Here is a 26,202-nt window from a genome sequence, read left to right as displayed (position 1 = left end):
GAACGGTTTGAAGGAACGCACTGTGCACACTCGCTACCCTGGCGCTGCAGACACCGACACGGTTGATGCCGATGAACAACTCACCGTCCGTATTGCCTGGTACTACTACGTCACCCAGATGACCCAGCAGCAGATCGCCGATCACTTCGGCATCACCCGTGCCCGGGTCAACAAGGCACTGGCGGCAAGCCGGGAAAACGGCATTGTCCAGATCCGCATCCATTCCCCCCTGGCTAATTGTGTGGCCCTGGAGCATCGCCTTCAGGCGCGTTACGGGCTGCGGCGCGTGGTGGTGGTGCCCACGCCCGAAGACCCCAACATGATCTTTCGCGTGCTGGGTGTGGGTGCGGCCCCGCGCATTCAGGAGCACCTGGCCGAGGGCAGCGTTGTGGCCGTGGGCTGGGGGCGCACCCTGCGCGAAGCTGTGCGCGAAGTGCAGGGCCGTGCCTGGCCAGGCCTGACGGTGCTGTCACTGCTGGGGGGGTTGCACTATGGCTCGGCCAACAACACGGTGGAAATCGCGTCCAGCCTGGCAGGCCTGTTCGGCGGCGCCTATTACTACCTGGCCGCGCCAGTATTCGCCCCTTCGGAGCACTACCGGGAAATGATTCTGGCGGAGGCGTCTGTGCAGGATGTGCTGGGCAAAGCCAGGCAGGCAGACCTGGCGCTGCTGACCGTGGGCGACCTCACCGAACGCTCGCTGATGCTGGAGCGGGGGCTGGTAAGCGCACAGGACAGCCATACCTTGCAGGCGGCCGGCGCCGTAGGCGACCTGCTGGGCCGCTGGCTGGACGCCGACGGCAACGAAGTGGACCACCCCCTCAACCGGCGAGCGGTCTCCATTGACCTGGAAGACCTGCGCCGTATCAAGCAGGTGATGCTGGTGTCTGGTGGCCCCTACAAAGGCGCGATTATCAAGGCGGTGTTAAACCGCGGGCTGGTGCACGAACTGGTGATCGACGAAGCGGCAGCCGAGCAGTTGCTTGGGGAATAAGAACGACCGCAGGTTCCCGGTCTCCGCCTTTGGCTACGCCCGGTCCCACATCAAACCGCGCACTGCCTCCTGTGTGAGCAGGGGGCCGGCCTTCCGGCGCCAGCCTGCGAAAAGGCCGGGCACTCACCGCCGCAACGCGCCAAGGCGCCCGTACAGGCCTTTCACGCTGGGGTACAGCTCTCGGTACACCCCCAGCAACTCGGCGTGAAACGCCCTTTCTTCCGGCTGGGGCAGCACGGTTTCACCTTCCTGGGTCATGGCCGCAGCGGCCTCGGGGAAGCTGTTGAACCACCCTGCTCCCACCGCCGCCGCAATGCCCGCGCCCAGGCTGGAGGCTTCCTGGGTGGCGGCCCGTACCACGGGCCGGTCGCACACATTGGCGATAATCTGACACCACAGGGCGCTGGCCGCCCCACCACCAATGGCCACGAACCGGCCGACCGGCTCCCCGGTGGCCTGCTCAACGGCCGCTGTAGCCACCGCCTGCTCCAGGGCAATGCCTTCGAGCAGTGCCCGGTACAGCTCACCTTGGCCATGCTCTGGCCCCAGGCCCAACAGGCAGCCGCGCGCCTGCGCATCCCAGTGGGGGTTCATCACGCCGTTCCAGTAAGGCAACAGCAGCAAACCCCGGCTGCCGGGAGGCACAGCCTGGGCCTGGGCCTCCAGCGTGGGCAGGCAGGTGGCCGGGTCCAGGCCGAAGAACTGCCGGACCAGGGTGTTGACCAGCAAGGTGCCGGCGCGCAGCGAGGTTTCCAGCACGTACCCGCCACCGTCGATGGCACACATCGTTCGAAATGCCAGGCTGGTGACGGGCGCCTGGGCATACACCCCCGCCACTACCGCCGTACCCAGGTTCAAGTAGGCCATGCCAGGCCGTACCATGCCTGCACCCAGGCCGCCCGCCTGGCCATCGCCGCCCCCAGCGACCACCGGTGTGCCTTCTGCAAGGCCAGTGGCCAGGCTTGCCTGCCGGTGCACGTGGCCCAGTACCATACCCGGTGGTGCGGCGGTGGCGAAGGCCGACCCCGGCACGCTGCCTGGCAACGCGGCCAGCACCTCCTCGGCCCAGCGATGGCCTTGGATATCAAACGCGCCGAACGGGTCAGCGCTGGCCCAGCTGGTGGCAAACTCGCCGGTCAGCTGGCGCACCAGCCAGGCATGGGGGTCGTACACGTGGGCTATGCGTTCAAACAGCGTCGGTTCGGCCCGGGCCATCCAGGCCAGGCTATAAATGGCAGGTGACCAGTCGTAGGGCTTGCCGGTCAGCTCATGTAACCGTTCACGGCCTACCCGCTGTGCAACTGCTGCCACTTCATGCTGCCGCCGCTCATCGAGCCAGAGCAGCGCGGGGCGCAGCAACCGGTCGCTGGCATCGGTCACGGCCAGGGTTTCCCGCTGGTTCACGACAGCGATGGCCGCCACCTGGTAATCGCCGAGTTGTGCGGTCAATGCCTGCAAAGCGTGTTGCGCCGCCTGCCACCACCCCTGCGGATCTTGCTCATAGGCACCGGGCGCGGGTTGCTGAAGGCCCAATGGCGCCCTGGCCTGTGCGACCAGTGTGCCGCCCTGCGACCAGGCAATGGCCTTGCAGGTAGTGGTGCTAAGGTCAATCCCGATAACCACGCTGTGCATAGAGAGGCCGCCGTTGCGCTTGTTTGTTGTTGTGCACAAAGCGTAGCCCACGCACAGCGAACCGGTGGCTGAACACGCGTTCATACAGTGGGTCCCCTGCGCGCCCCTGAGGAACCCTGGCATGCCCACCACCTACCCCACCACGCCTGACGGCCGCTACTTTGTGGTCAGGGGGCGCCTGTGGCGCTGCACTAACCCGGCTTTGCCCGAAGCAGAGCGAGCACAGCAGGTCAAGGCGCTGATGGACGCGCGCAGGGCGGTAAAAGCCGCCAAGGCCGCTGAAGACGCCGCCGCTTTGAAAGCCGCCCGCGCCCACGTGGATGCCGCCAAAGTGCAGCTGGGCGAGCGCGGGCCAGTGTGGTGGCAGGACGGCGAACCGGATTTGAACCGACGCCTGGTGGCTAACACACCGTATGCCCAGTGGTACGCTGCCTTGCCGTCCTAGCGGCGCGGGTTGCGCGTGTAGGCAAGGCAGTCTTGCCTGCCGTGCTGTATCGCAGTGACACAATTTTGAAATATCTGGAAACAACCTAGGCTGAGCGAGGGTCAATGCCGTATCCCCCAAAAGACATTTCCTATGAAGCCAGTTGCCCCCTCCGACCGCCTAGAACCGCTCACTCACTTGCGCAACCTGAAGATGGCCCGTTCGGCCCATGCTTACGTACGGGGCAGTACGGTGCAGTTCTATGAATGGCTGCACAGCCAGCCAGGCCGTCGGCTGCCCAGTGGGCCGCCTGTATGGATCTGTGGCGACTGCCACGCCGGCAACCTAGGCCCTACCGGTAGCCTGAAGGGCAAGATCGATATTCACATCCGGGACCTGGATCAAACAGTCATTGGCAACCCTGCCCACGACCTGGTGCGCCTCGGCCTGTCATTGGCCACCGCTGCGCGGGGCTCCGACCTGCCAGGTGTGGCCACTGCCCGCATGCTCGAAGAGATGACCCGAGGGTATGAACAGGCGTTCGACACCGATGAGCACGAGGAACTGGAGCGCCCACCCCAAGTGAAAGCGGGCATGCGCAGCGCGGTTCAGCGCACCTGGCGGCACCTGGCCAAAGAGCGCATTGACAGCGTGCGGCCCACCATTCCACTGGGCAAGCACTTCTGGCCACTGGCCAAGGAGGAGAAAAAAGCGCTGAAAGCCCTATGTGCCGGCCCTGAGATTCATAACCTGGTCACGTCGCTCAAAGGGCGTTCTCAGACCGACCCCGTGGTGCTGCTGGATGCGGCCTACTGGGTCAAAGGCTGCAGCTCCCTGGGCCTGCACCGGTATGCGGTACTGCTGGGGGTGGGACCGTCTGACGACCAGGACTATTGCCTGATCGATATCAAGGAGGCCGTCGGCGCTGCAGCGCCTCGGGTTCCACGCGCACGGATGCCCAGGGACAATGCCCAACGCGTGGTAGAAGGCGCCAGGCACCTCTCGCCCAGCCTGGGCAACCGTATGATCTCCACACGCATGCTGGGCCGGGGGTTCTTTATCCGCGAGCTGCTGCCTCAGGACATGAAGCTGGAGCTGGACCAACTGACCCAGGCAGAAGCCATGAGTGCGGCGGCTTACCTGGCCCGTGTGGTCGGGGCGGCCCACGCCCAGCAAATGGACATGACCACCCGCATGGATTGGGTCAAGGCTCTGCAGCAAAGCCGTTCGCGGGTGCTGGATGCCCCTTCGTGGCTGTGGTCGAGCGTTGTGCAACTGGTGGGCAGCCATGAGCGAGGCTATCTGGAGCATTGCCGGCGGTATGCGTTGGAGCAGAGCCGCCTGGGGCGTTAAGGGCTGATGCCCGGCATCGGGAGGGTGCGCAGGTAGCTGTCAGTGATTCGCTTGATGACCCCTTCCCTGCGCATGTGCTCCACAGCCTTGGTCAAGCCTGCCACCAAGGCCTTGTCGCACTGCCTGGAGCACGCTAGGTACATGTCTGAACGCATCAGCACGGGACTTTCCTGCAGGGGCTGATCCGACACCTGGCGCCAGATGTACCGCGTTTCAGCGATGCCATTGAACCAGGCATCGACTCGCCCAAGCATCAGCATTCGCGCGGGGTTTTCGCCTATTTTCAGGGGGTAGATCTGGTCATCGCGAAAGCCTTCGTCATGCAGCCTTCGCTCCTGCACGCTGCCCATGCCCACGGCAATACGGGCGTAGGCGGCCTTGGCTTGCGCGAAGGTCTCCACGCGCGTGTTGAGGCTGAAGAATGCCCGGTCCATGGTAAGCACTGGAGTGATCCAGGTGTACCGCGCTTCACGTTCCGGCGTACGGGACAGGGGGATGATGAGCAGGTTTTCGCCGGTCATTACAACCCGCTGCGCCCGTGGCCAGGGAGGTGTCAACAGGTGAAGGTCGTACCCCGCGCGTTTGGCCGCTACGGCGGTTACCTCGCCCAGGATGCCACGCAGCTGGTTCTGCTCAAGCATGGCCAGGGGCGGGGCGTCTGTGAGATACAGGTCAAGGGTGGGGGGCGCGGCCATGCAGGTGGCCGTAAAAAACGTACTGGCCCACAGCAGGCGACGCACACGTGCAACACATAGATCCATGGCACTGGCTCAAGGAAAATCCGCGTTATTCAAGCACAGCTTGCACAGCGCAGCGATGCTTGCATGGGATGCAGGGCGAAGATTCAGACGGCAGGCGTTGCACATGGCCGATGGAATTCCAGGGGCCTCAACGGATCCATACCTTGAACCCTGCAACGGAGCCGGCTCAATGACAACGCACTATAAAGTGGGAGACAGCGTGACGTGGCGCTCACAGGCTGGGGAGACCCATGGCAAAGTGACCAAGGTGCATGTAAACGATGTGGAATTCATGGGCAAGCACCGGCCGGCGTCCAAGGACGAGCCTCAATATGAGGTGAAAAGTGACAAGACCGGGCACAGCGCCCTGCACCATGGTGATGCGTTGAGCAGGCGCTGAGCGGCCTGTGACCGGCTAGTTCAAATGTCGACCTGAATCGAGGCCTGCACCATGCGAGGAGCGCCTAGGTTCGCGCTCGCGGTGCCGCTACCGGAATAGCCATTCAACCCACCGGGTACAATGTTGGTCCAATACCGCTCATTACCTAGGTTGGAGACGTTCAGCCGGTACACAGTAGCGCGCTGCATCAACCGGGTCGTGTAGCTGGCGCCTATGTCAAAGGTTCGGTAGCCGCTCACCCAATGGTCATTGTTGTTGTCCGAGGCACGGCGGCCCACATAGCGGGCTGTTGTATTGAGCGCTACCCCAGGCAGCTGTGGCACCTGGTATTCGGCCAGCAGGCTGGCGGTGTATTTGGCCAGGCCCACCACCTGGGTGTTTTCGGTAGCGGCCGCGCCGGTGTCCAGCAGCCGCGGGTCCAGCCAGGTCACGCCACCATACAGCCGAGTGTTCTCGGTTGCCTTGCCGTCCACCATGAACTCAATCCCACGGTTGCGTTGTTCACCGTTCACCCCATAGTGCGTGCCTTCGGTATACGCGTAAGACCGTTTGATCTGAAAGGCTGCCAGGGACAGGTTCATCCCTGCCAGCGCCCATTTGCCTCCCGCTTCCCACATACGGCTGCGGTACGGCGACAGTACCGTGTTGGCGTTACCAGTCCCGGTGGGCGCCGTGTCGCCTTGCTGCAGGCTATCGGCATAGGTCAGGTACAGCGTAAGGTCATCCACAGGCTTGTACATCAGGCTGGCCGCGGTGCTGAGGCCGCTGTCGTCCGAAGTACTGGTGCGCTGGCCTGTTTTCCCATAGTTGCGCGCGCTGAGCCGGCTCTCGCTGGCGGTCAGCATCAGGCTCCATTGGGGTGAAAACGTTAGGGTGTCCCCCAGGGTCAGGGCGCCCTGGCGGGACACGGCCGAGCGGTAGCGGTCGGTAAAGTCAGGGTAGTCAGGCTCGCCAAAACGGGTCGGGTGGTTCAGGCTGGCAAGGCCCAGGTCCTGCTTACTGCCATTGACCGGGTTGTAGTTGTTCCAGTCGAAGCCACTCACGCCCACAGTGAGGTCATGGCGCACCGGCCCTGTAAACAGGCTGCCATTAAGGTTGGCCAGGTAGCTGTTGATCGTGAAGCGGCTGGCGGTAGTGGTAGACACGGTAGACCGGTAATCACCCACGCCGTCGATCAGCGTATTGGTCACGCCTGTGGATTCGCGGTCAGCCATTTGCCGCAACCAGCCGACGTCTAGCTTCCAGTTGCCGTCGAAATCGTGCTTCAGGTGCAGGCTGCCGGTCTGGGTAACGTTGTCATTACCCGCATACGTTTGGCCCAAGTGGCTGCGGGTGGGGTTCAAGGCGCGAGGGTAGGCCTGGCCGGCGGCAAGCGCGAAGGTGCCCGGCTGGCCTTTAGCGAGGTAGTTGTACTGGGTGAAGTTGGTCTCCAGTACCGTGCTGTCGCCCAGTTGCACATCCGTGGCCAGGCTGACCAACTGTCGATGCAGGCGGCTACCAGGGTTGTAACCCTGGCCCTGTTCGTCCAGCAGGTTCAGCCGGTACTTCACGCGGCCGGCCGGGTCGAATGGCCCGCTCAGGTCGGCGCTTTTAAGCCAGGTCAGCCCGGTGCCAACGCCCAGCGTGAGGCGGTTTCGGGTGCTATCCGTGGGGCGCCTGGAGATGAAATTGAAGGTACCGGCGGGGTTGGCGGGGCCGTACAGCGAGCCTGCCAGGCCGTTAAGTACCTGGAGGCTATCGAACTGTTCGGCCGGGTAGTCGGTGGTGGAGACGATATTGAGGCCATCCAGGCGACTGTTCTGCACCACACTGCCTTGCAGGCCGCGTGTCTGTGGGCGGGTGCCGCCGCCCTGCACCGAGGGAATCAATCGGTAGACGTCTTTGACGCTTTTGAATTGCTGGCTATCTATCAAGTCCCGAGGTACCACGTTCAGCGCATAAGGCGTGTCTTGCACGTCACGCTCACCCAGGGGGCCAAGTACAGCGGACTTGTACCGTGCGGCGACGTGGTCGATCTCGGCCGGGCTCAAAGGTTGGCCATTCACCTGAACAGGCGCCAGCTCGATCTCCTGGGGCTGCTCGGCGTAAGCGTGGGTAATGCAGAGCGCCATCAACAGCGGCGTGGAAGGCAAAGCAAAAAACGATTTCATAGACGACAGGCAACTCGACCCGCTAGCGTGAAAAGGGCTGTATAGAAACCTATATACCGAATGCTGTCCACGCCCATCGTTTTGATGACGCTGCCCGGTCGCGGTATGCTGTTAGCCTTCAAGGTCTTCAGGTTGTGGTCGACGGCCCTTTTTCTACTGCTCTATCTGCCGGCCTTTCCATGACCTTACGCCCCGCTCTGCTTCCCCTCGCGTTGTTGTTTCTTCCCGCACTTACCCTGGCCGACGGCATGTTGATGCCAGGCTGGGCGTCCATTGCTGACCAGGCCCTGGCCGATATCCGTACCGCCACGCTGCAGATGCACCCTGGCGACGGTGGCACGCCCGCCGACCCACGGCCTGAGGACACGGCCTGGCCTGCCATCGAGGCCTACCTAGCGGCCCGAGGCGGTTCGGCCGAGCCCCATACCGATGCCTTGGTCGCCAACGTGTGGCGGCAACACATGGGCGGCAGCGCGGGCAAGGAAAACGGTGCCGACACCGTGGCACGGGCCTTCACCGTAGGCAATGCCACCTCGCAACTGGCCCACGCCATCGCCGGTGGGCCGCCGGGGGCAGCCGCCTATGGCGCATGGTGGGCCTACCAGCAGCCCAACACCACGCCCACCCAGGCGCTGCGCGTCGGCCTGCTGGCCGCTGCCGGCTTGTGGGATACACAACGCACAACCGGCGCGCCCGGCCAATTGATGCAAAGCGCTACCTTAGCGGCAGCGCTGGGCGGGCTGGCCATGGCCGCTGCTGGCAGCGATGAGCAGGCGCTGCGCTCGGTATTTTTCGACACCGGTTCGGCGGTGCTGCTGCGGGACACTAACGGCACCACGTGCCTGTCTGCCACCTTCAAGTGCCAACGGCCATTGGCCTCGGCGGCGATCCTGCAAGGCGCACAGCTAAAAGGGTGGACGGTCGCCAAACTGGACCCTGTGCAGGCCTATGACGGGATGGTGCCGCCCGGCACCGGGTCCTCCGTGACGGCGGTGCCTCGGCCAGTGGGGTCGTTGCCCCTGAGCGATGGCTGGACCCTGGGCTGGCACCTTACAGACCCCGTGCAGCCTGGCGTGCTGTACCCGAAGGTAGTGCTGACCCAGAACACGGCTGAGGTGCCTGTGCCTGTGGTGGCTCCCGCCGCAGCGCCCACCCCAGTGGTCGCCCCCTTGCACGTCAAAGGGGCCGGTGTCCGGTGCGAAAAGCACGGAGATGTGCGTAGGGTATGGGTGATCGGGGGCGATTCGCCCCGCTCGGTGTGCCGTACGATGTACCAGGTGGACAAGACCACATCGGTGCTCTGGAACGCCCGGCAGAAGCCGCAGGTGTGCCAGGAGAAGGCCCAGGCCCAGGTAGCGCGCGAGCAAGCCAAGGGGTTTGCCTGCACAAGGGCAGACTGAGGGGGGTTAAGGCCTGGGAGCCCGATCAGGCCCCCAGGGTAGTGCGGCTTACACCAGCGCGCTGCGGCGCTTGAGTTCGCTGTTCAGAATCGCGTCATTTTCCGAGTAGTCGACTGGGCAGTCGATTACATGCACGCCCGGCTCGCTGAGGCAGCGCTCCAGCAGTGGCAGGAAGCTTTCCGCGCTTTCCACGCGGTGCCCTTTGGCGCCGTAGCTTTGCGCGTACATCACGAAGTCCGGGTTGCCATAGTCCAGGCCATAGTCGGTGAACCCCATGTTCGACTGTTTCCAGCGGATCATGCCGTAACCGTCGTCTCGCAGGATGATGACGGTGATGTGCATCTTCAGGCGAACGGCCGTTTCCAGCTCCTGGCTGTTCATCATGAAGCCACCGTCACCACATACGGCTACCACAGGGCGATCCGGGTGCACCAGGTGCGACGCCATGGCCGACGGCAAGCCGGCGCCCATGGTCGCCAAGGCGTTGTCCAACAGTACGGTGTTGGGCTTGTGGGCCTTGTAGTTACGGGCAAACCAGAGCTTGTAGATGCCGTTATCCAGCGCCACGATGCCGTCGGAAGGCAGCGCCCTGCGCACGTCGGCCACCAGCCGCTGCGGGTACACCGGGAAGCGGTTGTCGTCGGCGCCCTCGGCAATCTGGGTTTCGTTGGCTTCACGGATGGTCATGAACCGGTCGAAATCCCAGTGGGCCTGGGGCTCCAGCGCCTCGCTGATTTGCCACACGGTGTTGGCGATGTCCCCTACCACCTCGATCTGGGGGAAATACACGGGGTCAACTTCTGCCGAGCGGAAGTTGATGTGGATGACTTCCGTCCCGCCACGGACCATGAAGAACGGTGGCTTTTCGATCACGTCGTGGCCGATGTTCACGATCAAATCGGCGGCTTCCACGGCACGGTGCACGAAGTCCCCGGCCGACAGCGCGGCGTTGCCCAGGAAGCGTGGATGGCGCTCGTCTACCACGCCCTTGCCCATCTGGGTGGTCACGAAAGGAATATCGGTCTTGTCGATCAGCTGGCGCAGCACCTTGGCCGTCATCTTGCGGTTGGCGCCCGCCCCGATCACGAGAATGGGACGGCGGGCCGCCTGCAGTTTAGCCAGCGCCGCAGCGATCGCTTTGTGTTCAGCCACAGGGCGGCGGTGCAGGCTAGGGGTGATCGGCAGGCTGTCGGTCTGCTCGGCGGCGATGTCTTCAGGCAGCTCCAGGTGCACTGCGCCCGGCTTTTCTTCCTCCGCCAGACGGAAGGCTTCACGTACGCGGGACGGGATGTTGTCGGCCGACGCCAACTGGTGGGTGTATTTGGTCAGGGGCTGCATCATGCCGACCACATCCAGGATCTGGAAACGGCCCTGCTTGGACTTCTTGATCGGCTTCTGGCCTGTGATCATCAGCATGGGCATGCCGCCCAGGTAGGCATAGGCGCCAGCGGTCACCAGGTTAGTGGCGCCTGGGCCGAGGGTGGACAGGCTTACGCCGGTTTTGCCAGTCAAGCGGCCATAGGTCGCGGCCATGAACCCAGCCGATTGCTCGTGACGGGTGAGAATCAGCTTGATCGGTGACTTGCGCAAGGATTCGAGCAGGTCCAGGTTTTCTTCGCCTGGAATCCCGAATACATACTCGACGCCTTCGTTTTCCAGGCATTGAACGACGACATCAGCGGCCTTGGCCATTTCCTTTCCCCATGAGTAAGCGCGTGCGTGCGCGTGGCGGTGACTATGTAAAGGACAAGCGGGTAAAAAAGCCAGCCCCTTTTTCAGACTGGCGCCGCTGCGGTTACGTCACGTTAGGGCTGTGATTGATCTCAGCGTGGGTTCATTGTGCTGTAGTAGGCGCCATGCCCTGCCTGCGCAGCGGCCTGGCAAGCGCGGGCAAGCCCCGGCGTATATGGGGTGAGATCGGATTGGTCGAAACCTTCCTGCCTTGCCTGCGGTCCGGTCTTGTACCCCCTCCACTGTTACCGAGCCTGCCATGAGCGATGACCGCCCTACCCTCAACCGCCGTGCCCTGTGCAAACTGGTGGCCGTGTCGGCCACTGCCGCTGCGGTGGTGCCCAGCGCCATGGCCGCCACCTTCGCAGCCCCTACCCCCGTGGATACCGGCAATGTGGAACAGGGCGCGGTAAAATTCCCCACCTGGCGGGGGCCGGCGGATACCCCTTCGCCACCCCCGCCCAAGCCTCTGCCGCCGGAAGAGCGCATCGGCTTTGCCGTGGTAGGGCTGGGTCGGCTAGCGCTGGAAGAAATTCTTCCGGCCTTTGGCCAGTGTATGAAGGCCAAACCCGTGGCGCTGGTGTCGGGCTCGCCCGAAAAGCTGAAGGCTGTAGCCCAGCAATACGGCATCAAGCCTGACAGCTGCTACAGCTATGAGGCCTTCGACCGCCTCCAGGACAACCCAGACGTAAAAGTGGTGTACATCGTGCTGCCCAACGCCATGCACCGGGAATTCTGCGAGCGGGCCGCCAAAGCCGGCAAGCATGTGCTGACGGAAAAACCCATGTCGGTCTCCTCCAAGGATGGCCAGGCCATGGTCGACGCCTGCCAACAGGCCGGGGTAAAACTGATGGTGGCATACCGCATTCAATATGAGCCCTACAACCGCCGAGCCATGGAACTGGTCCGCGGCAAACAGTATGGGCGGCTGGTGGCGTATAACGGCATCAATACCCAGACAGTGGCGGCCGATGGCGACCAGCAATGGCGACACAAGAAAGCCATGGCCGGCGGAGGTTCTTTGGTGGACATTGGGCTGTACTGCTTGAACACCGCACGCTTCATCACCGGTGAAGAGCCCACCGAGGTGTATGCCACCACCTATTCCCCTCCGGGTGATCCGCGTTTTGCCGACGTAGAGGAAACCGTGCAGTTCACCCTGCGCTTCCCCTCCCACACCGTCGCCAACTGCATGACCAGCTACGGCGCCCGCGACGACAAGCGCCAGCACCTGAACCTGGAAAAGGCGGCCATCGATATGCCAAATGCGTTTCTCTACCGGGGCCAGCGCATGGCCGTGGTAGACCGGGACGATGACGCCACGCGAAATGCCGAACTCACGTTAGCCCCCAAAAACCAGTTCGCGGCTGAACTGGACCACATGGCCGACTGCGTGCTCACTGGCCGTACGCCCTACACCCCTGGGGAAGAAGGGGTACAGGATCACAAGCTGATGGAGGCCATCTATGAAAGCGCCCGTACGGGGCAACCTGTGAAGCTGGAGCCGATACAAGGGCTGGACCCTTTCCGCGGCCCGCCCCTGGCACAAGATGCCTGAAGCGCCAGGCCTAGGCCTAGGGCGCCACTTTATCCAGTATCTGCTTGGCCAGCGCATGGTATAGGGACACCGGGGCGATCCACCCGGAGATGGCGGCGGCCATCAAGGTAGTGCCCAGCATGGGAATGGCCAGGTCTGGACTGTGGGACAGCTCCAGCACAATCACAGAGGCCGTCAGCGGCGAGCGCGTCACGCCCGCCAAGTAAGCGCCCATGCCCAGCAAGGCAGCGGTCTGGAAGTCGATACCGGGGAACAGGCTGAGCACCGGCGTGAACGCTGCACCAATGCTCAGAGAGGGTGAAAACAGGCCGCCCGGTATACCTGCCAGGTAGGACGCGACATTGGCCAGAAATTTCCACAGCAAAAAGCCGCTGTTGGTAATGGGCTGGCCTTCGAGCAACGCGCGGGTTTCCTCGTAGCCAGTGCCGAACACATGGTTGCCCGAGATCAGGCCCAGCACCGCCAGCACCAGCCCGCAGCCACCTGCAAAACGCATGGGGAAGCGCGAACGTAGCGCAGCCATTTTCCCCAGCCAACCTCGGTCCGACGGCAGGACCAGCTTCACATACACCCCGCCCAGCACCCCACCGAACAGCGCGCAGGCCGGCACCGCACTCCAGCCCCAGCCGCTGGGCAACTGCCCGCCAATGTCACCGAAATAAGCGTAATGGCCCATCAGGCCCAGGGTGACCATGCCCCCAATGAGCACCGCCGTCAGCACCAGGCCGCTGAAGCGTTGTTCGAAGGTGCGGCTCAGCTCTTCGATGGCAAATACCACGCCTGCCAGGGGTGTGTTGAACGCTGCAGCAATCCCAGCAGCACCTCCCGCCAGGATCAGCCCGGCCACCGTGCGCCGCCCATGCAGGCCCAGGCGGCGGCCGAAGGCGTACAACACCGCTGCGCCGACGTGCACTGTAGGGCCTTCGCGCCCTACCGAACCGCCTACCAGCAATGCCCCCAGGGTGCAGGCCATCCGAACCGCCGCGACGGGCAGCGCCAGCACCTGGTGGCGAAACCGCCGGGATGGCGTTTCCAGGGCGGCGATGACTTGGGGGATACCACTGCCACGGGCATTCTGAAACCAGTGATGGGTAACGCCGGCCAGCAATGCGAAGCCTAAGGGCGTGACAATGAGCGGCAGCCAGGCGGCCAAAGCCAGCAGGCGCTGAAACGCAGTGAACGCCGCGTCGGCCAGCCAGGCAAAGGCCAGGGCCACCAGCCCTACCAGCAGCGCCCCGACCCAGAACCCCATGCGCTGGCGCCACAGCCCCCACTGGGGCCGCGCAAACCGGTGGGGTGTAGCACCTGCTGGCGTGGGCGTGGGTTCAACAGGCTCGTTTTGCATACCCTGCTACTCCTGTTCGGCGGCCAACAGTGCCTTGAGTTCGGCATCCAGCCGTTGGAGTGCACCGGCCTTGTCTACCCACCAGTCGGTGGACCATAGCCGGACCAGGTGCCAGCCCAGGCCGCGAAGAATCTCGGCGCGCACCTTGTCTCGGTCCCGGGCCGTGGCGGCACTGTGATAGGTAGCACCGTCGCACTCCACCCCAGCCAGGTAATCCCCAGGGCGCTGCGGGTGTACAACCCCCAGGTCAATGCGGAAGCGTGATACACCCACCTGCGGCACCACCGTCCAGCCCAGGCCTCGCAGCCCTTGGGCCACGGCCTCTTCAAAGGGTGAATCATAGCCCCCGACAGAACCGCGTACCGCACCAGCCAAGGCTTTGGGGCCGCGCTGGGCGAATTCGATGAAGTGCTTCAGGTCCGCGACCGCACGGGCGCTGGTGCGGTTGAGGTCAATCATCGAGGGGTCGAACGACGAGAACACCAGCATCTCCCGTCGTGAACGGGTAACGGCCACGTTGAGCCGGCGCCAGCCTCCTTCCTTGTTGAGGGGGCCGAAGTTCATGGACATCACCGGGGCGCCCGGCTCGGTCGGCCCGTAACCGATGCTGAGCATGATCAGGTCGCGCTCGTCTCCCTGTACCGTCTCCAGATTTTTCACCACCACCGGTTCGGCCCGGCCCTCTTCCTGGAAGAAGGGTTCGATCTCGGGGTACTGTTTGCGAGCAGCATCGAGCAGGTCGTTGATCAGCTTCTGCTGGTCACTGTTCAAAGTGATGATGCCGATGGAATAGCCTTCAGCCACGAATGCAGGGTCCGTCAGGCGCTTCACGGTCTCATCCACCACAGCCTGGGCTTCGGCCTGGTTGTAGCGGCCCTTGCCCTTGGCATAAACGCCCTCTACCCGCCGCCAGCCCACGGCACTGGCGCGGGTTTCGGCGGCCGGGAAGGTGATCAAGTTGCTGTCGTAGTAGCGGTGGTTGGAGAACGCAATCAGGCTTTCATGGCGGCTGCGGTAGTGCCAGCTCAAGCTGTGGCTGGGCACACCGGCCCCCAGGCATTCGTCCAGGATGCTTTCCATGTCTTCGCCAGTGTCGTCCTCGCCTGCGTTGGCACCCCGGTTGAAGAAGTTGGTGGGCGGCATCTGCCGGGGATCCCCAGCGATCACCACCTGGGTGCCGCGGGCGATGGAACCGATGGCGTCCCAGGGTGCGATCTGCGACGCCTCGTCGAAAATCACGAGATCGAACGGCGGCTGATTCGGCGGCAGGAATTGCGCAATGGACAGCGGGCTCATGAGCATGCACGGGGCCAGGCGGTTGAACGCATCACCCATTTCAACGGCCAGCTGGCGCACGGGCTTGTGCCGTCGGGACTTCTGCAGCTCATGCTTGAGCACCGCGAAACCGCCTTCCCGGCCACTGTCGTTTTTCGAGGGGATGGCCCCGCATAGGCGGGCCCGGATGTACCGTACGCTCAAGGCGGCCAATTCATCGTCCAACTGGCTGAACCGAGCAATGTCGCTCAGGTGCTCGGCGGCCACGAAGTCGCGTAGCAGAGGCTCGGCATCGATGCCCTCGGAAGCGAACCAATGGGCATAGGCGGTGATGAAGGTGTCCACACAGCTTGAGGCGGTCACCGAACCACTGACCAACCCATCGGCCAGGGGGCCAAGCCCGGCTTCGCGTGCCTCATCCCGCACCCGGCACCAGTCACACCAGGCTTTGAGCCGCGCTGGCTGACGCTCAATAGCGGCGGCGGCCTCGCGGCGCGCACTGGCGGGCAACGGCACCGCGCCTTGCGCGCCGATCAGGCGGTTGAACTGACCACTCACCTGGGCCTCCTGGGCGGCCGCCTGTTCCAGTGCCGTGGTGGCCGCTGCAACCTGGCCCTCGGGCCCCAGCAGTTCGTTGGCCTCCACCACCAGCCGGGCTACGGCAGCGCGCAGGTCAATCAGGTGATCCGGCGAGCCTGCCAAGGCGCTGAGCTGGCGACGAATACCTTCTGCCAGCTCACGCGCCTGGGCCATACGAGGCCGGTCGCTGGCAACGCCCCTCCAGCCCGGTACACCTTGAAGGTCAGTGTCCAGCTGATCCAGCTCGGCCATCACGTCGCGCATGCGTTCAAGGGTGTCCAGGTCCTTGGGCGTGTCAGGCGTGCCGGTGGCGCCGCCCAGGCTGGCCAACTGCTGGGTCACCTTGTTTTTGGCCAGTGTGGCGAAGAACCAGAATTTTCCTTCGGCCGCTTTCCAGGCCTCTCGCAGGCTGTCGAAGGGTAACCTGCGGCAGGCGTCATCGGCGTAGGGCACCGACAGTGCCTGGCGCAGCTGCTCATAACGGTCGATCAGCGGGTGAGCATGGGCGATGGCGGCCAGCCGGGCCGGGGTGTCAGGCGAAAACGCGAAGCTCAGGTTCAGCCCATGGGTTTTGAGCAGCAGGCGAGCCAGCACGGCCAAGCCCTGGGCCTGGGCGGTATCGGCCGCCTCCAGTGGCAGGCGGGTCAAGGCCAGCACCTGCTCGGCCTTGGCCTGAAGGGCATCCAGTGCCTGGGGCACCACACCGACGAGCGCGGCCAGTTCAGCCTGCCAGCCATTGGACCATTGACTGTTGGCCACGGCCCCGAATTCGCTCCCCAAAGTGACCGCGGCATCTGCATTGAGGCCTAGCCGGCGAGCAAGGTCCAACAGGTGCTGGTAGTAGGCAGCGTCATGCGCAGTACCTACGGGCCAGGTCAACCGAGGCGTGGCGGGGGTGTGATCCCGCACCACACGGCCGATGGCTTGGTGCAGCGACAGCCCATTAGGGTGCCGCTGGTGCAGGACGGCCACGCGCGCGTTCAACTGCCCGCGCAGCACTTGCACCTTGTAGGCTTCGCCCTCCCACGCCTCGCTGGTCAAGGCTTCCCGGGTATCCCAGGCGCGCTCCAACTGCTTGAGCACCTCCACCTTCGAGACCTTGCTGGAGTGCAGCTCCAGGCAAAACTCACCCAGCCCCTTGGCTTCCAGCCGCCTGTAGACCACATCCAGCGCAGCGCGCTTCTCGGCCACGAACAGCACCCTGCGCCCCAGGGCCAGGTTGTGGGCAATCATGTTGGCGATGGTCTGTGATTTGCCCGTACCGGGAGGGCCGTCCAGCACAAAGCTGTGGCCACTGGCCGACGCCACTACGGCGGCCAGCTGGGATGAATCCGCCGGCAGCGGTGTGAACACCTGGGCAGGCGGCACAGTAGCGTCCAGGCGTTCGGGGCGTGGAAACGGGTGGGCCGGGCCGAACCCTTCACCCTGGCTGTCCCGATTGAGCAGGTGCCTGACCAAGGGGCTCTGCAACAACTGCTCGCTATTGGCGGACAGGTCTTGCCACATCAGGTATTTGGCGAACGAGAACGTCCCCAGCACCACGTCGGTGCTGACCTCGAACCCTGTCACGTCTCGAACCGCACGCCGCACCAGGTTCCAGATGCCTAGTACGTCGATGCCTTGATCGTCCATAGGCAGGCCATTTTCCAGGCCAGGAATAGTCAACTCGAAGTCGTGGCGCAGCAGCTCCAGCAGGGTCAGGTTGAGCTGGGGTTCTTCGTCCAGCACGGCCAGGGTCACCCCCGACAGGGCGCTTTTGCGCTCCAGCTTCACGGGCAGCAGAATCAGGGGTGCCGAATAGGTTTTTGGGTCTTCGGCGCTTTTTTTCCATTTCAAAAAACCCAAGGCCAGGAACAGGGTATTGGCACCGCCCTCTTCCAGGTCGCCACGGGCCTTGCGGTACAGGTCGATCAGGCTGGCTTCGAGCCGCGCCTTGTCCAGGTTGGCCAACACCTCGCCACGCCCTAAGGCGGCCTGGGCGACCTCATCGAGTAGGCTTTGCTGGTGCTGACGCTCATACAAGGCCGGGTCACGCCCACTGCTTTCCAGGTCTGGCACTGGCACGATACGCAACCGCTGGCCACCGGCCAGGGCGTCTTCCAAGGCCGCGGGCTCAGTGCACAACAGGCGCACGCCTTTGGCACTGTCGGGCAGGTGCAGCAGGCGGTTGCGCGTTGTCAGGTCCAGCAGCTTGCGCTGCCAGAGGGTCAACGTGCCCGCAGGCCCCTCGGCTGCCTGGGTAATGTCCACGTCAAAGCCCGGCAGCGCTGGCGCGGCCTCCAGGCTGTCCACAGGGCCGGGGGCTTCGGCTGCGTCAGGCGACGGCAAGGCACTGGCCAAGGCCAGCGGCCGAATTTTCTGCATACGCGCCCGGTGCAGGTCCAGGGCCATGAGAAAGCGATCATCCGTCAGTTGCCGTTCACCCGCCTGTACTGCCGTGGAGAAGGCCGGCGGTGGCATGTGTGTGGCCAGGGTGGTCTCGAAGACCACGAGTTCCTTGAGGTCCACGCGCTTGCGCACCGCGCTGGCCTCATCGGTCAGCAGCTGTGAGAATTCCTGGGGTTGCAGCCAGGCCCCTACAAAAGCATGCCCCTTGGCCAGAATGATCAAGGCATTCAACCCGGCCTGCTCCAGGGCCGCAGCGAACAGCAAGGCGGTATCCAGGCAGGTGGCCATGCCGTTTTCGAACACCTGCCCAGGGGCCCGGATTTTCTGGCCTTGGTCCTCGAAGCTAGCCGGGGGCAAGGCATAACTCAAGCGCAGGCTGCAGACCGCTGACCACAGGGCCGAAACCACTTCCCACACACGGGTGCGGGATTTGCCTTCGTAGCCGTCGATGGCGTCTTTTTTACCCGCCCGGCGCAGGATGTCCGAGGCCGCTTTGAGCAGGCGATCCACAGTCGGGTCGTTGGGCAGGCAGAAGGCAGCCAGCAACTCAGGCATCGCATTCAGCCCACCCCAGGCCATGCGGGCCAGAAGCTCCACCGGGTAGCGTTGCTCGGCCAACACCTGTTCACCTTGGGCAAGGCGCAGGATCAGCTGCGCCTGCAGGCCCTCGCTCAGTTCGGCCAGCACCCCTGCATGAAGGTGAACGTCCCGGTCCGCCACCGCCAAGGTGTCGCCAGGCTCCAGCCGCGCCAGGTGCCAACTGCGGGGTTCTGCAAAGGGTGGGTCGGTGACCAGGCTGAGGGTCAGGTCGCTCAGGGCCTCGGTGCCTTCGTGCAGCACGGCCAGCTCACGAAGCACTGGCACGGCATTCTGGTGAAACGCAAAGCCGACCTTTCGGGCAACCGCTGCCTCGATCCTGGGGTGCATGGGTAGACTCCTCGAACACAGACCCTCGCCGATGAGCGGGCGAGGGGAAAAAGTGCCTATAGTCCACGACACACCCCTGTACAGACAAACAGTTTATGCGCTGGCGCGCATGAAACCTGTGCCGGGTGCAGCAGGCTGTCAGCTGTACCCGCTGATGGAGTGCGGCACATAAGGGGCTTCAAGGCGTTCCCGCTCTTCCTGCGTCAGTACCAGGCCCAGTGCGGTCACGGCATCATTGAGCTGAGCCACTTTAGAGGCGCCCACAATGGGTGCTGAAACGCCAGGCTTGCCCAGTACCCAGGCCAGTGCCACCTGGGCCATAGGCACGCCTCGCTCTCCTGCGATCTGCTCGACCACATCGATCACGTGGCCGTCCAAAGCCTCGGCACCCTTATAGAACGACTGCCCGGACAGGTCGGTGCGCATGCGTTCGGTCTCTTGCCCATGCGGCCGGGTCAGGCGGCCACGGGCCAGGGGGCTCCAAGGGATAAGGCCTACGCCTTGGTCCTGGCACAGGGGCAGCATCTCACGCTCTTCTTCCCGGTACAGCAGGTTGAGGTGATTCTGCATGGACACGAAGCGGCTCCAGCCGTGCTCCTTGGCCACCTGCTGCGCCTTGGCGAACTGCCAGGCAAACATGGACGATGCGCCGATATACCGAGCCTTGCCGGCCTTCACAACGTCATGCAGCGCTTCCATGGTTTCTTCGATAGGCGTGTGATAGTCCCAACGGTGGATCTGGTACAGGTCCACATAGTCCATGCCCAGGCGCGTGAGGCTGGCGTCGATATTGGCCATGATCGCCTTGCGTGACAGCCCCTGTTCGTTAGGGCGTGAACCTCCCCCCAGCATGCTGGACGAGAAGAAAACCTTGGTGGCCACCACCACTTCATCGCGACGTGTGAACTCTTTCAGCAGCTTGCCCAGAATGATCTCGGACGTGCCTGCCGAATAGCTGTTGGCGGTATCGAAAAAGTTGATACCGTGCTCCACCGCCTGCTTCACGATCGGCCGGCTGGCCGCCTCATCCAGTGTCCAGGCATGGGTGCCCGCATCGGGCTCGCCAAATGTCATGCATCCCAGGCAGAGGCGCGAGATTTCTAAGCCAGTCGTTCCCAGTTTGGTCATGTTCATGGTGGGCTCCTCGTCTCAAAGCCTTGGACCTTACCTCACCTGGCCCAAAGGCACCATGAAAGCGCTCAATGGCGCGAAGCCATGGCGTATAGCAATCGCTGTTCAAAACTTGTACACCATGCCGCGCACTGCTCGATATCTGTACAAATTGTACCTCTCATCCGCCATTCTGATCGGCGCTCACTCCAGAGTGTCAGAACTTTGACCATTATGGATGTGATCAGCCATGCCAAATAACGATGCTGCCCCGCTGTGCCGGGACATACTGATCGTCGAGGACGAACCTACGTTGCGTGAGATCATGGTGCTTGCTTTAGAGGACCTGGGCGCGCGCGTGGTGGCTGTGGAAACGGCGGATCAAGGGCTCACGGCTATCTCTGCGATGCGGCCTGACCTACTGGTAACCGATGTGCAAACCCCCGGCAAGCTCGATGGCTGGGAGCTGGCCTGGCTGATTCACGACTATGACCCAGACATCGCCGTGATTGTGACCAGCGGCTACCATGGCAGGGGCAATGACCCGCTGCCACCCAGTGCTGCGTTCCTGCCTAAGCCTTGGACACTGGACCACCTGTACGCCATCGTGCAGGACAAGATCCGCGAGCACCTCAAGCACAACTGACGCCAGGTCAGCGATCTCGTTGCTGCAAGTCCACGAACAAGGCCTCGACCTTCTGCCGTGCCCAAGGGGTTTTGCGCAGAAAGGCGAGGCTGGACTTCACACTGGGATCATGTTTGAAACACCGGATGTCCACCTGGGCGGCCAGCCCATCCCACCCGTAGTGACCCACCAGTTCATTGAGCAGCCGTTCAAGGGTAATACCGTGCAGCGGGTTGGTGTTCGATGGGGTGGTCATGGCGTGCCCATTGCTCCGTGTAAAAGCCGGCAGCTTAGTGCAGTTAACGACCTGCGCCTAACGCTAGACGCCAATCCGCTTGCACACGCCTCATTTTCGGTTAGTATCTGGTATACCGTAATACGAAAAACCATTTCCCAACCTATACCGATATGAGTGCTCGCAAGGGCATCGCTAAGGAGAACGTACCGTGGGCTTTGACATTCGCAAGATCGTGACCTACACCGAGCAGACGTTTATTGAAGGTGGCAAGGCCACTGAGCAACCGGTCACCATGGTGGGCTTGGCGGTGGTCATTAAAAACCCTTGGGCCGGTGGGTTTGTGGAAGACCTCCAGCCTCAGATCAAGGCCAATTGTTCGGAGCTAGGGGCGTTGATGGTCGAGCAACTCACCGCAGCCATCGGCGGTGCAGGCCAGATTGAGGCCTATGGCAAGGCCGCCGTGGTAGGCGCTGATGGCGAGATCGAACACGCCTCTGCCGTGATCCACACCCTTCGCTTCGGCAACCATTACCGCGAAGCGGTACAAGCCAAGAGCTACTTGAGCTTCACTAACAAGCGAGGTGGGCCGGGCACCTCAATCCAGATCCCGATGATGCACAAGGATGATGAAGGCCTGCGGTCTCACTACATCACCCTTGAGATGAAGATTGAAGACGCTCCTCGTGCCGACGAAATCGTGGTAGTGCTCGGGGCGGCCAATGGCGGCCGTCTGCACCCTCGCATCGGTAATCGATACCTGGACCTTGAAGCACTGGCTGCGGAAAAGGCTCAGCAGTGATGAGCGCCCAGCCCACTCAATGGACAGGCGCAGGTACTGCGTACCAGGTGACCGGAAGCGGCGCACCCGTGGTGTTGATCCACGGTGTGGGCCTGAACCAGGCCATGTGGGGTGGCCAGGTGGTAGGCCTGGCCAAGCAGTACCAAGTGATTACCTATGACATGCTCGGCCATGGCGAAAGTGCCATGCCCGACGCTGATGCCGGCCTGGAGGGCTACGCCGCCCAACTGCTGGAGCTGCTCGATCACCTTGGGCTGAGCCAGCCCCACGTGGTGGGGTTTTCCATGGGTGGCCTGGTGGCCCGTGCGTTTGCCCTTCTTCACCCTGCCCGGCTCAGTTCCCTGGTGGTGCTCAACAGCGTATTCGCCCGCTCGCCCGAGCAGCGTGCCGGTGTGGTAGAGCGTACCCGGCAGGCGGCCCAGTTCGGCCCTGATGCAAACGCCGGGGCCGCCTTGGCGCGGTGGTTCAGCCCCGAATACCTAGCGGCCAGCCCTGCACAGGTGGACAGCATTCGCCGCACCCTGGCCAGCAATGACCCACAGGGCTACCTGACGACCTACAGCCTGTTCGCTACCCAGGACATGTACCGTGCCGAAGCGCTGAGCAAGGTGAACGTACCCACACTGGTGGCCACCGGTGAATGGGACACCGGCTCTACACCGGAAATGGCCCGACAACTGGCGGCGCGCATTCCTGGTGCCTTGGTGGCGGTGCTACCTGAACAACGTCACATGATGCCAGTAGAAGCCCCACGGCTGGTCAACCAGCTGCTGACCGGGTTCCTGGCCAATATCAAAGGCCTGCACGCACAGGCCGAGGGGAACGTGGCATGACCTTGGTTCGTTTTCAGATGTGCATCGCAGGTACCTGGCAGGATGCCCACACCGGGCGTACCTTCCAAAGCCTTGACCCTTCCACTGGCCAGCCCTGGGCGCAATTGCCGGATGCGGACGAAACCGATGTGGACGCGGCGGTTCAGGCCGCCCAGCAAGCGTTCGAAAGTGTCGCCTGGCGTGGGCTGACTGCCACGGCGCGTGGAAAACTGCTGCGCCGCCTGGGGGATTTGATTGGCGAGCACAAAGAGCACCTGGCCCAGCTGGAAAGCCGGGACAATGGCAAGCTGATCCGTGAAACCCGAGGGCAAGTGGGTTACCTGCCTGAGTTCTTCCATTACACCGCAGGCCTGGCGGACAAGCTGGAAGGCGGCACACTGCCTTTGGACAAACCGGACCTGTTTGCCTACACCGTGCACGAACCCTTAGGCGTTGTGGCGGGGATCATTCCGTGGAACAGCCCGCTGTACCTGACCGCCATCAAGCTGGCGCCTGCCTTGGCGGCAGGCAATACCATTGTGCTCAAGCCTTCCGAACATGCTTCGGCCACCCTGCTGGAGCTGGCCCGTCTGGCGCTGGAAGCCGGTATTCCACCCGGCGTGGTAAACGTGGTGACCGGCTACGGCCCCAGCACGGGCGCAGCCTTGGTGCGCCACCCGCTGGTACGCAAGGTGGCCTTCACCGGCGGCGCTGCCACGGCCCGCCATGTGGTACGCGGCACCGCCGAGAATTTCGCCCGGTTGTCACTGGAGCTGGGTGGCAAATCGCCCAATATCATCTTTGCTGACGCCGACCTGGATAGCGCGATCAATGGCGTGATAGCGGGCATCTACGCCGCTTCAGGGCAAAGTTGCGTAGCCGGTTCGCGCCTGCTGGTGCAGGACGAGATCTACGAAACCTTTGTCAGCCGCCTGGTCGAACGTGCCAAAGCCATCAAGATTGGCGCCCCACGGGAAGACGCCACTGAAATGGGCCCCATGGCAACCGAGCAACAGCTGGGCGTGGTGGAGCGCCTGGTGGGTGAAGCGCTGGCCGAAGGCGCGGTACTGCGCACAGGCGGAAAGCGCCCGGCGCTCGACACTGGCGGCTGGTACTACGAGCCCACCCTGTTTGAATGTGACCGCCATAACATGCGGATCATGCAGGAAGAAGTGTTCGGCCCTGTGGCCTCAGCCATCCGCTTCAAGACCGAGGCCGAGGCCTTGGAACTGGCCAATGATTCGGAGTATGGGCTGGCAGCGGGTATCTGGACCCGCGACCTGGGCCGCGCACACCGTCTGGCACGGGACGTGCGTTCAGGTATTATCTGGGTCAACACCTATCGGGCCGTGTCAGCCATGGCCCCGATCGGTGGGTTCAAGAACAGCGGCTACGGCCGTGAAAGCGGCATCGATTCGGTGCTGGCGTATACAGAACAGAAAACCGTGTGGATCAACCTGTCCCAGGCTCCCATGCCAGACCCATTCGTGATGCGTTAAGAGGTAAGGCGGCAATGATCGAACCCCAAGTGTACAAAGACGTATTGGCCTCCTTCCCCTCCGGAGTGACTGTGGTCACTACCCTGGACAGCGAAGGCGAGCTGGTCGGTATCACCGCCAGCGCCTTCAGCGCCCTGTCGCTGGACCCTGCCCTGGTATTGTTCTGCCCCAACTACACGTCCAATACCTACCCGGTACTGGTGCAAAGCAAGCGTTTTGCCATCCACTTGCTCTCAGGGGAACAGCAGGCCCATGCCTATGCGTTCGCCAGCAAGGACAAGGACAAGGCTCGCCAGCTCCCCTGGACCTTGAGCGCCCTGGGCAACCCGTTGCTCGAAGGTGCTACAGCCATCATCGAGTGCGAGCTATGGCGTGAATACGAAGGCGGCGACCACGCCATCATCGTTGGGGAAGTGAAGAACCTGATCCTGCCCGGCGAACCGGTCACGCCCATGATCTATCACCGGGGCAAAATGGGCACCCTACCCGCCTTCAGTTAAAGCGCCAGGCCGGGCAGGTGGCCACCTTGATGGGCAGCACGCTGAACATCAAGGTTGAGCTTCGGCCGTGCCAATGAAAAGATACGCATCCTCCGCTTCAGGCGAGCCAACAAGAGCCCCTCAATGAAACGCACGCCCCTCGACGACAGCTTCAAGGTCAATCGCAACCCCGTGACACTGCGCGAGATCGTGCTCGACAAACTCCGAAGTGCGATCATGAACTTCCAGCTGCTACCCGGTGATCGCCTGGTGGAACGGGACCTGTGCGACCGCCTGGGGGTAAGCCGTACCTCGGTACGCGAAGCGCTCCGGCACCTGGAGTCCGAAGGGCTGGTGGAATTTGCGGATGCCAAGGGCCCGCGGGTGGCGATCATTACACTCGAAGACGCTCGTGACCTCTACGAACTGCGTGCTGCGCTGGAGGGCCTGATCGTTCAACTGTTCACCCTGCGTGCCAAGCCCAAGCATATCCGTGCCCTGGAAAAAGCATTGGCGGTCAACCGCCAGACGCTCGAAGCCGGGGACCTGACCCAGGTCCTGGATTCAGTGCAGGGCTTCTACGATGTGTTGCTCGAAGGCTCCGGCAACCAGGTGGCCGCTACCCAGTTGCGCCAACTGCAGGCCCGTATCAGCTACCTGCGCGCCACGTCGGTGTCCCAGGAAAACCGCCGAGGGGCCAGCAATCAGGAAATGGAGCGCATGGTGGAGGCCATCAAAAGCGGGGACCCCCAAGCCGCCTTCCAAGCCTCCATCGACCACGTTCATGCTGCAGCGCAGGTGGCCCTGGCCTACCTGCAGGCCAAGCAGGAAGGCAGTGCAAAAGTGCGCGACATGATCGAACCCCTGCCCACGCCCCTGCCAGCTCTGGAACGGTAGCATGACGGCGCCCCGCTTCTGCCCACAGTGTGGCGGGGCCGACCTGCACCAGCGCTGCCCACCCGGCGATACCCACTCGCGGCTGCTGTGCGCACGCTGCGGCTATGTGCATTACGTGAACCCCAAGATCATTGCCGGCTGCATTGTGGAGCATGAAGGCCGTTACCTGCTCAGCCAGCGTGCCATCGCGCCGCGCCCTGGCACCTGGACGTTACCTGCAGGCTTTATGGAAGCCGGCGAAACCACAGAGCAGGCGGCCTTGCGTGAGGTGTGGGAAGAAACCGGCGTAACGGCACAGATCACAGCGCCCTATTCCATCTTCAGCGTGCCGCGCATCAGCGAGGTGTACATCGTGTTTCGGGCCACGCTGGTGAGCATGGCAGACACCTGGGGTGAGGAGTCCCTGGACCGGCAGCTGTTCCTGCCCCAGGACATTCCCTGGGATAACATCTACTACCCCGCCATTCGCCAGATTCTGGAGCGCTATATCGAAGAGCGCGCGTCTGGCGTTTATGGGTTGTACACGGGCAGTGACGAACACGGGCAGCTGTTGTTCGTGAGGTAGGGGTTTGCAGGATTGTGAACGGCGTCTCACAACAGGCCCTATCCAGGGTTAAAGCAATCGCACAGGGCGACGATAACTAGGGCATAGGTTCTCCGGGCCATTTCCAAACAGCCAGGGCCGGAAGCCGTACTCCACAATCGACCCTGAGGTTTGCATCATGTCGTTGACCGTTAACACTAACATCGCTTCCTTGACCGTTCAGAACAACCTGAACAAGGCTTCGTCTGCCACTGCAACCTCGATGACTCGCCTGTCCTCGGGTCTGAAAATCAACAGCGCCAA

General features: G+C 63.1%; 22 protein-coding genes. 14 read left to right on the top strand and 8 right to left on the bottom strand.

Annotated features, from left to right (window positions below; all coding sequences use genetic code 11):
• Positions 1–22: 22 nt before the first annotated feature.
• Entirely contained in the window at positions 23–994 is a 972-nt protein-coding gene (locus HBH25_RS14095; RefSeq protein ID WP_168084551.1) for a sugar-binding transcriptional regulator, read from the top strand.
• A 123-nt stretch (positions 995–1,117) separates the two neighbouring features.
• Here HBH25_RS14095 and HBH25_RS14090 read toward each other — a convergent pair whose 3' ends face one another.
• The gene (locus tag HBH25_RS14090; protein ID WP_168084550.1) at positions 1,118–2,626 is read right to left on the bottom strand and encodes a xylulokinase; all 1,509 of its coding nucleotides are present in this window, start codon (positions 2,624–2,626) and stop codon (positions 1,118–1,120) included.
• A 121-nt stretch (positions 2,627–2,747) separates the two neighbouring features.
• Between HBH25_RS14090 and HBH25_RS14085 the strand changes: the two genes are divergently transcribed.
• Together HBH25_RS14085 and HBH25_RS14080 are read left to right on the top strand one after the other, a co-directional pair.
• The gene (locus HBH25_RS14085) at positions 2,748–3,071 is read left to right on the top strand and encodes a hypothetical protein (RefSeq protein WP_168084549.1); all 324 of its coding nucleotides are present in this window, start codon (positions 2,748–2,750) and stop codon (positions 3,069–3,071) included.
• A 132-nt stretch (positions 3,072–3,203) separates the two neighbouring features.
• Positions 3,204–4,403: a DUF2252 domain-containing protein gene (locus tag HBH25_RS14080; RefSeq protein ID WP_168084548.1), complete on the top strand. Its 1,200-nt coding sequence runs from the start codon at positions 3,204–3,206 to the stop codon at positions 4,401–4,403.
• Here HBH25_RS14080 and HBH25_RS14075 read toward each other — a convergent pair.
• Positions 4,400–5,098, bottom strand: a complete 699-nt coding sequence (locus HBH25_RS14075; protein ID WP_229632001.1) for a substrate-binding periplasmic protein — start codon at positions 5,096–5,098, stop codon at positions 4,400–4,402. The two genes, HBH25_RS14080 and HBH25_RS14075, sit on opposite strands and share 4 nt — an antisense overlap.
• A gap of 235 nt (positions 5,099–5,333) precedes the next feature.
• On the opposite strand from HBH25_RS14075, the gene HBH25_RS14070 reads away from it, so the two are divergent.
• A complete protein-coding gene (locus HBH25_RS14070) occupies positions 5,334–5,543 on the top strand; it encodes a hypervirulence associated TUDOR domain-containing protein (protein WP_168084546.1) in 210 nt (69 codons plus the stop codon).
• A 20-nt stretch (positions 5,544–5,563) separates the two neighbouring features.
• Here the strand turns inward: HBH25_RS14070 and HBH25_RS14065 are convergent, their stop codons facing one another.
• Positions 5,564–7,693, bottom strand: a complete 2,130-nt coding sequence (locus tag HBH25_RS14065; RefSeq protein ID WP_229632000.1) for a TonB-dependent receptor — start codon at positions 7,691–7,693, stop codon at positions 5,564–5,566.
• 179 nt (positions 7,694–7,872) lie between these two features.
• Between HBH25_RS14065 and HBH25_RS14060 the strand changes: the two genes are divergently transcribed.
• Complete coding sequence (locus HBH25_RS14060) at positions 7,873–9,093, top strand: hypothetical protein (RefSeq protein WP_168084545.1); 1,221 nt, start codon at positions 7,873–7,875, stop codon at positions 9,091–9,093.
• A gap of 48 nt (positions 9,094–9,141) precedes the next feature.
• Here the strand turns inward: HBH25_RS14060 and HBH25_RS14055 are convergent, their stop codons facing one another.
• The gene (locus tag HBH25_RS14055) at positions 9,142–10,785 is read right to left on the bottom strand and encodes an acetolactate synthase large subunit (protein WP_168084544.1); all 1,644 of its coding nucleotides are present in this window, start codon (positions 10,783–10,785) and stop codon (positions 9,142–9,144) included.
• A 298-nt stretch (positions 10,786–11,083) separates the two neighbouring features.
• Here HBH25_RS14055 and HBH25_RS14050 point away from each other — a divergent pair, with 298 nt between their 5' ends.
• Positions 11,084–12,382, top strand: a complete 1,299-nt coding sequence (locus tag HBH25_RS14050) for a Gfo/Idh/MocA family protein (protein ID WP_168084543.1) — start codon at positions 11,084–11,086, stop codon at positions 12,380–12,382.
• A 16-nt stretch (positions 12,383–12,398) separates the two neighbouring features.
• Here HBH25_RS14050 and HBH25_RS14045 read toward each other — a convergent pair whose 3' ends face one another.
• The 3 genes from HBH25_RS14045 to HBH25_RS14035 form a co-directional block, all read right to left on the bottom strand.
• On the bottom strand, positions 12,399–13,634 hold the full coding sequence (locus HBH25_RS14045) for a chloride channel protein (protein ID WP_420708528.1): 1,236 nt from the start codon (positions 13,632–13,634) through the stop codon (positions 12,399–12,401).
• A 99-nt stretch (positions 13,635–13,733) separates the two neighbouring features.
• Positions 13,734–18,896: a DUF4011 domain-containing protein gene (locus HBH25_RS14040; RefSeq protein WP_168084541.1), complete on the bottom strand. Its 5,163-nt coding sequence runs from the start codon at positions 18,894–18,896 to the stop codon at positions 13,734–13,736.
• Positions 18,897–19,034: 138 nt separating this feature from the next.
• A complete protein-coding gene (locus HBH25_RS14035; protein WP_168084540.1) occupies positions 19,035–20,030 on the bottom strand; it encodes an aldo/keto reductase in 996 nt (331 codons plus the stop codon).
• A 226-nt stretch (positions 20,031–20,256) separates the two neighbouring features.
• On the opposite strand from HBH25_RS14035, the gene HBH25_RS14030 reads away from it, so the two are divergent.
• Positions 20,257–20,652, top strand: a complete 396-nt coding sequence (locus HBH25_RS14030; RefSeq protein ID WP_168084539.1) for a response regulator — start codon at positions 20,257–20,259, stop codon at positions 20,650–20,652.
• A 7-nt stretch (positions 20,653–20,659) separates the two neighbouring features.
• Here HBH25_RS14030 and HBH25_RS14025 read toward each other — a convergent pair whose 3' ends face one another.
• Positions 20,660–20,887 (bottom strand): VF530 family protein, encoded by a 228-nt coding sequence (locus HBH25_RS14025; protein ID WP_168084538.1) that lies wholly within the window; start codon positions 20,885–20,887, stop codon positions 20,660–20,662.
• A 190-nt stretch (positions 20,888–21,077) separates the two neighbouring features.
• Between HBH25_RS14025 and HBH25_RS14020 the strand changes: the two genes are divergently transcribed.
• The 7 genes from HBH25_RS14020 to HBH25_RS13990 form a co-directional block, all read left to right on the top strand.
• Positions 21,078–21,668 carry an amino acid synthesis family protein gene (locus tag HBH25_RS14020; RefSeq protein ID WP_168084537.1) on the top strand — a complete coding sequence of 197 codons (591 nt, stop codon included), beginning with the start codon at positions 21,078–21,080 and terminating at the stop codon, positions 21,666–21,668.
• Complete coding sequence (locus HBH25_RS14015; protein WP_168084536.1) at positions 21,668–22,501, top strand: alpha/beta fold hydrolase; 834 nt, start codon at positions 21,668–21,670, stop codon at positions 22,499–22,501. Before HBH25_RS14020 ends, HBH25_RS14015 begins: the two co-directional genes overlap by 1 nt.
• Entirely contained in the window at positions 22,498–23,979 is a 1,482-nt protein-coding gene (locus HBH25_RS14010; protein WP_168084535.1) for an aldehyde dehydrogenase, read from the top strand. The genes HBH25_RS14015 and HBH25_RS14010 overlap by 4 nt, the downstream gene beginning before the upstream one ends.
• A 14-nt stretch (positions 23,980–23,993) precedes the next feature.
• Entirely contained in the window at positions 23,994–24,479 is a 486-nt protein-coding gene (locus HBH25_RS14005) for a flavin reductase family protein (protein ID WP_168084534.1), read from the top strand.
• Positions 24,480–24,602: 123 nt separating this feature from the next.
• Complete coding sequence (locus HBH25_RS14000) at positions 24,603–25,355, top strand: GntR family transcriptional regulator (RefSeq protein WP_168084533.1); 753 nt, start codon at positions 24,603–24,605, stop codon at positions 25,353–25,355.
• 1 nt (position 25,356) lies between these two features.
• Positions 25,357–25,920, top strand: coding sequence for an NUDIX hydrolase (locus HBH25_RS13995; protein ID WP_168084532.1), 564 nt, complete (start codon positions 25,357–25,359; stop codon positions 25,918–25,920).
• Between the two features lie 157 nt (positions 25,921–26,077).
• Positions 26,078–26,202: flagellin N-terminal helical domain-containing protein (locus tag HBH25_RS13990; RefSeq protein ID WP_484573229.1), on the top strand; the 125-nt coding region annotated here is incomplete at its 3' end.

It is taken from the genome of Pseudomonas quercus (assembly GCF_012033695.1).
GTDB classification, from domain to species: Bacteria; Pseudomonadota; Gammaproteobacteria; order Pseudomonadales; family Pseudomonadaceae; genus Aquipseudomonas; species Aquipseudomonas quercus.
The sequence above is the reverse complement of the archived record's forward strand: the minus strand, read 5'-3'. Positions and strand labels throughout refer to the sequence as shown.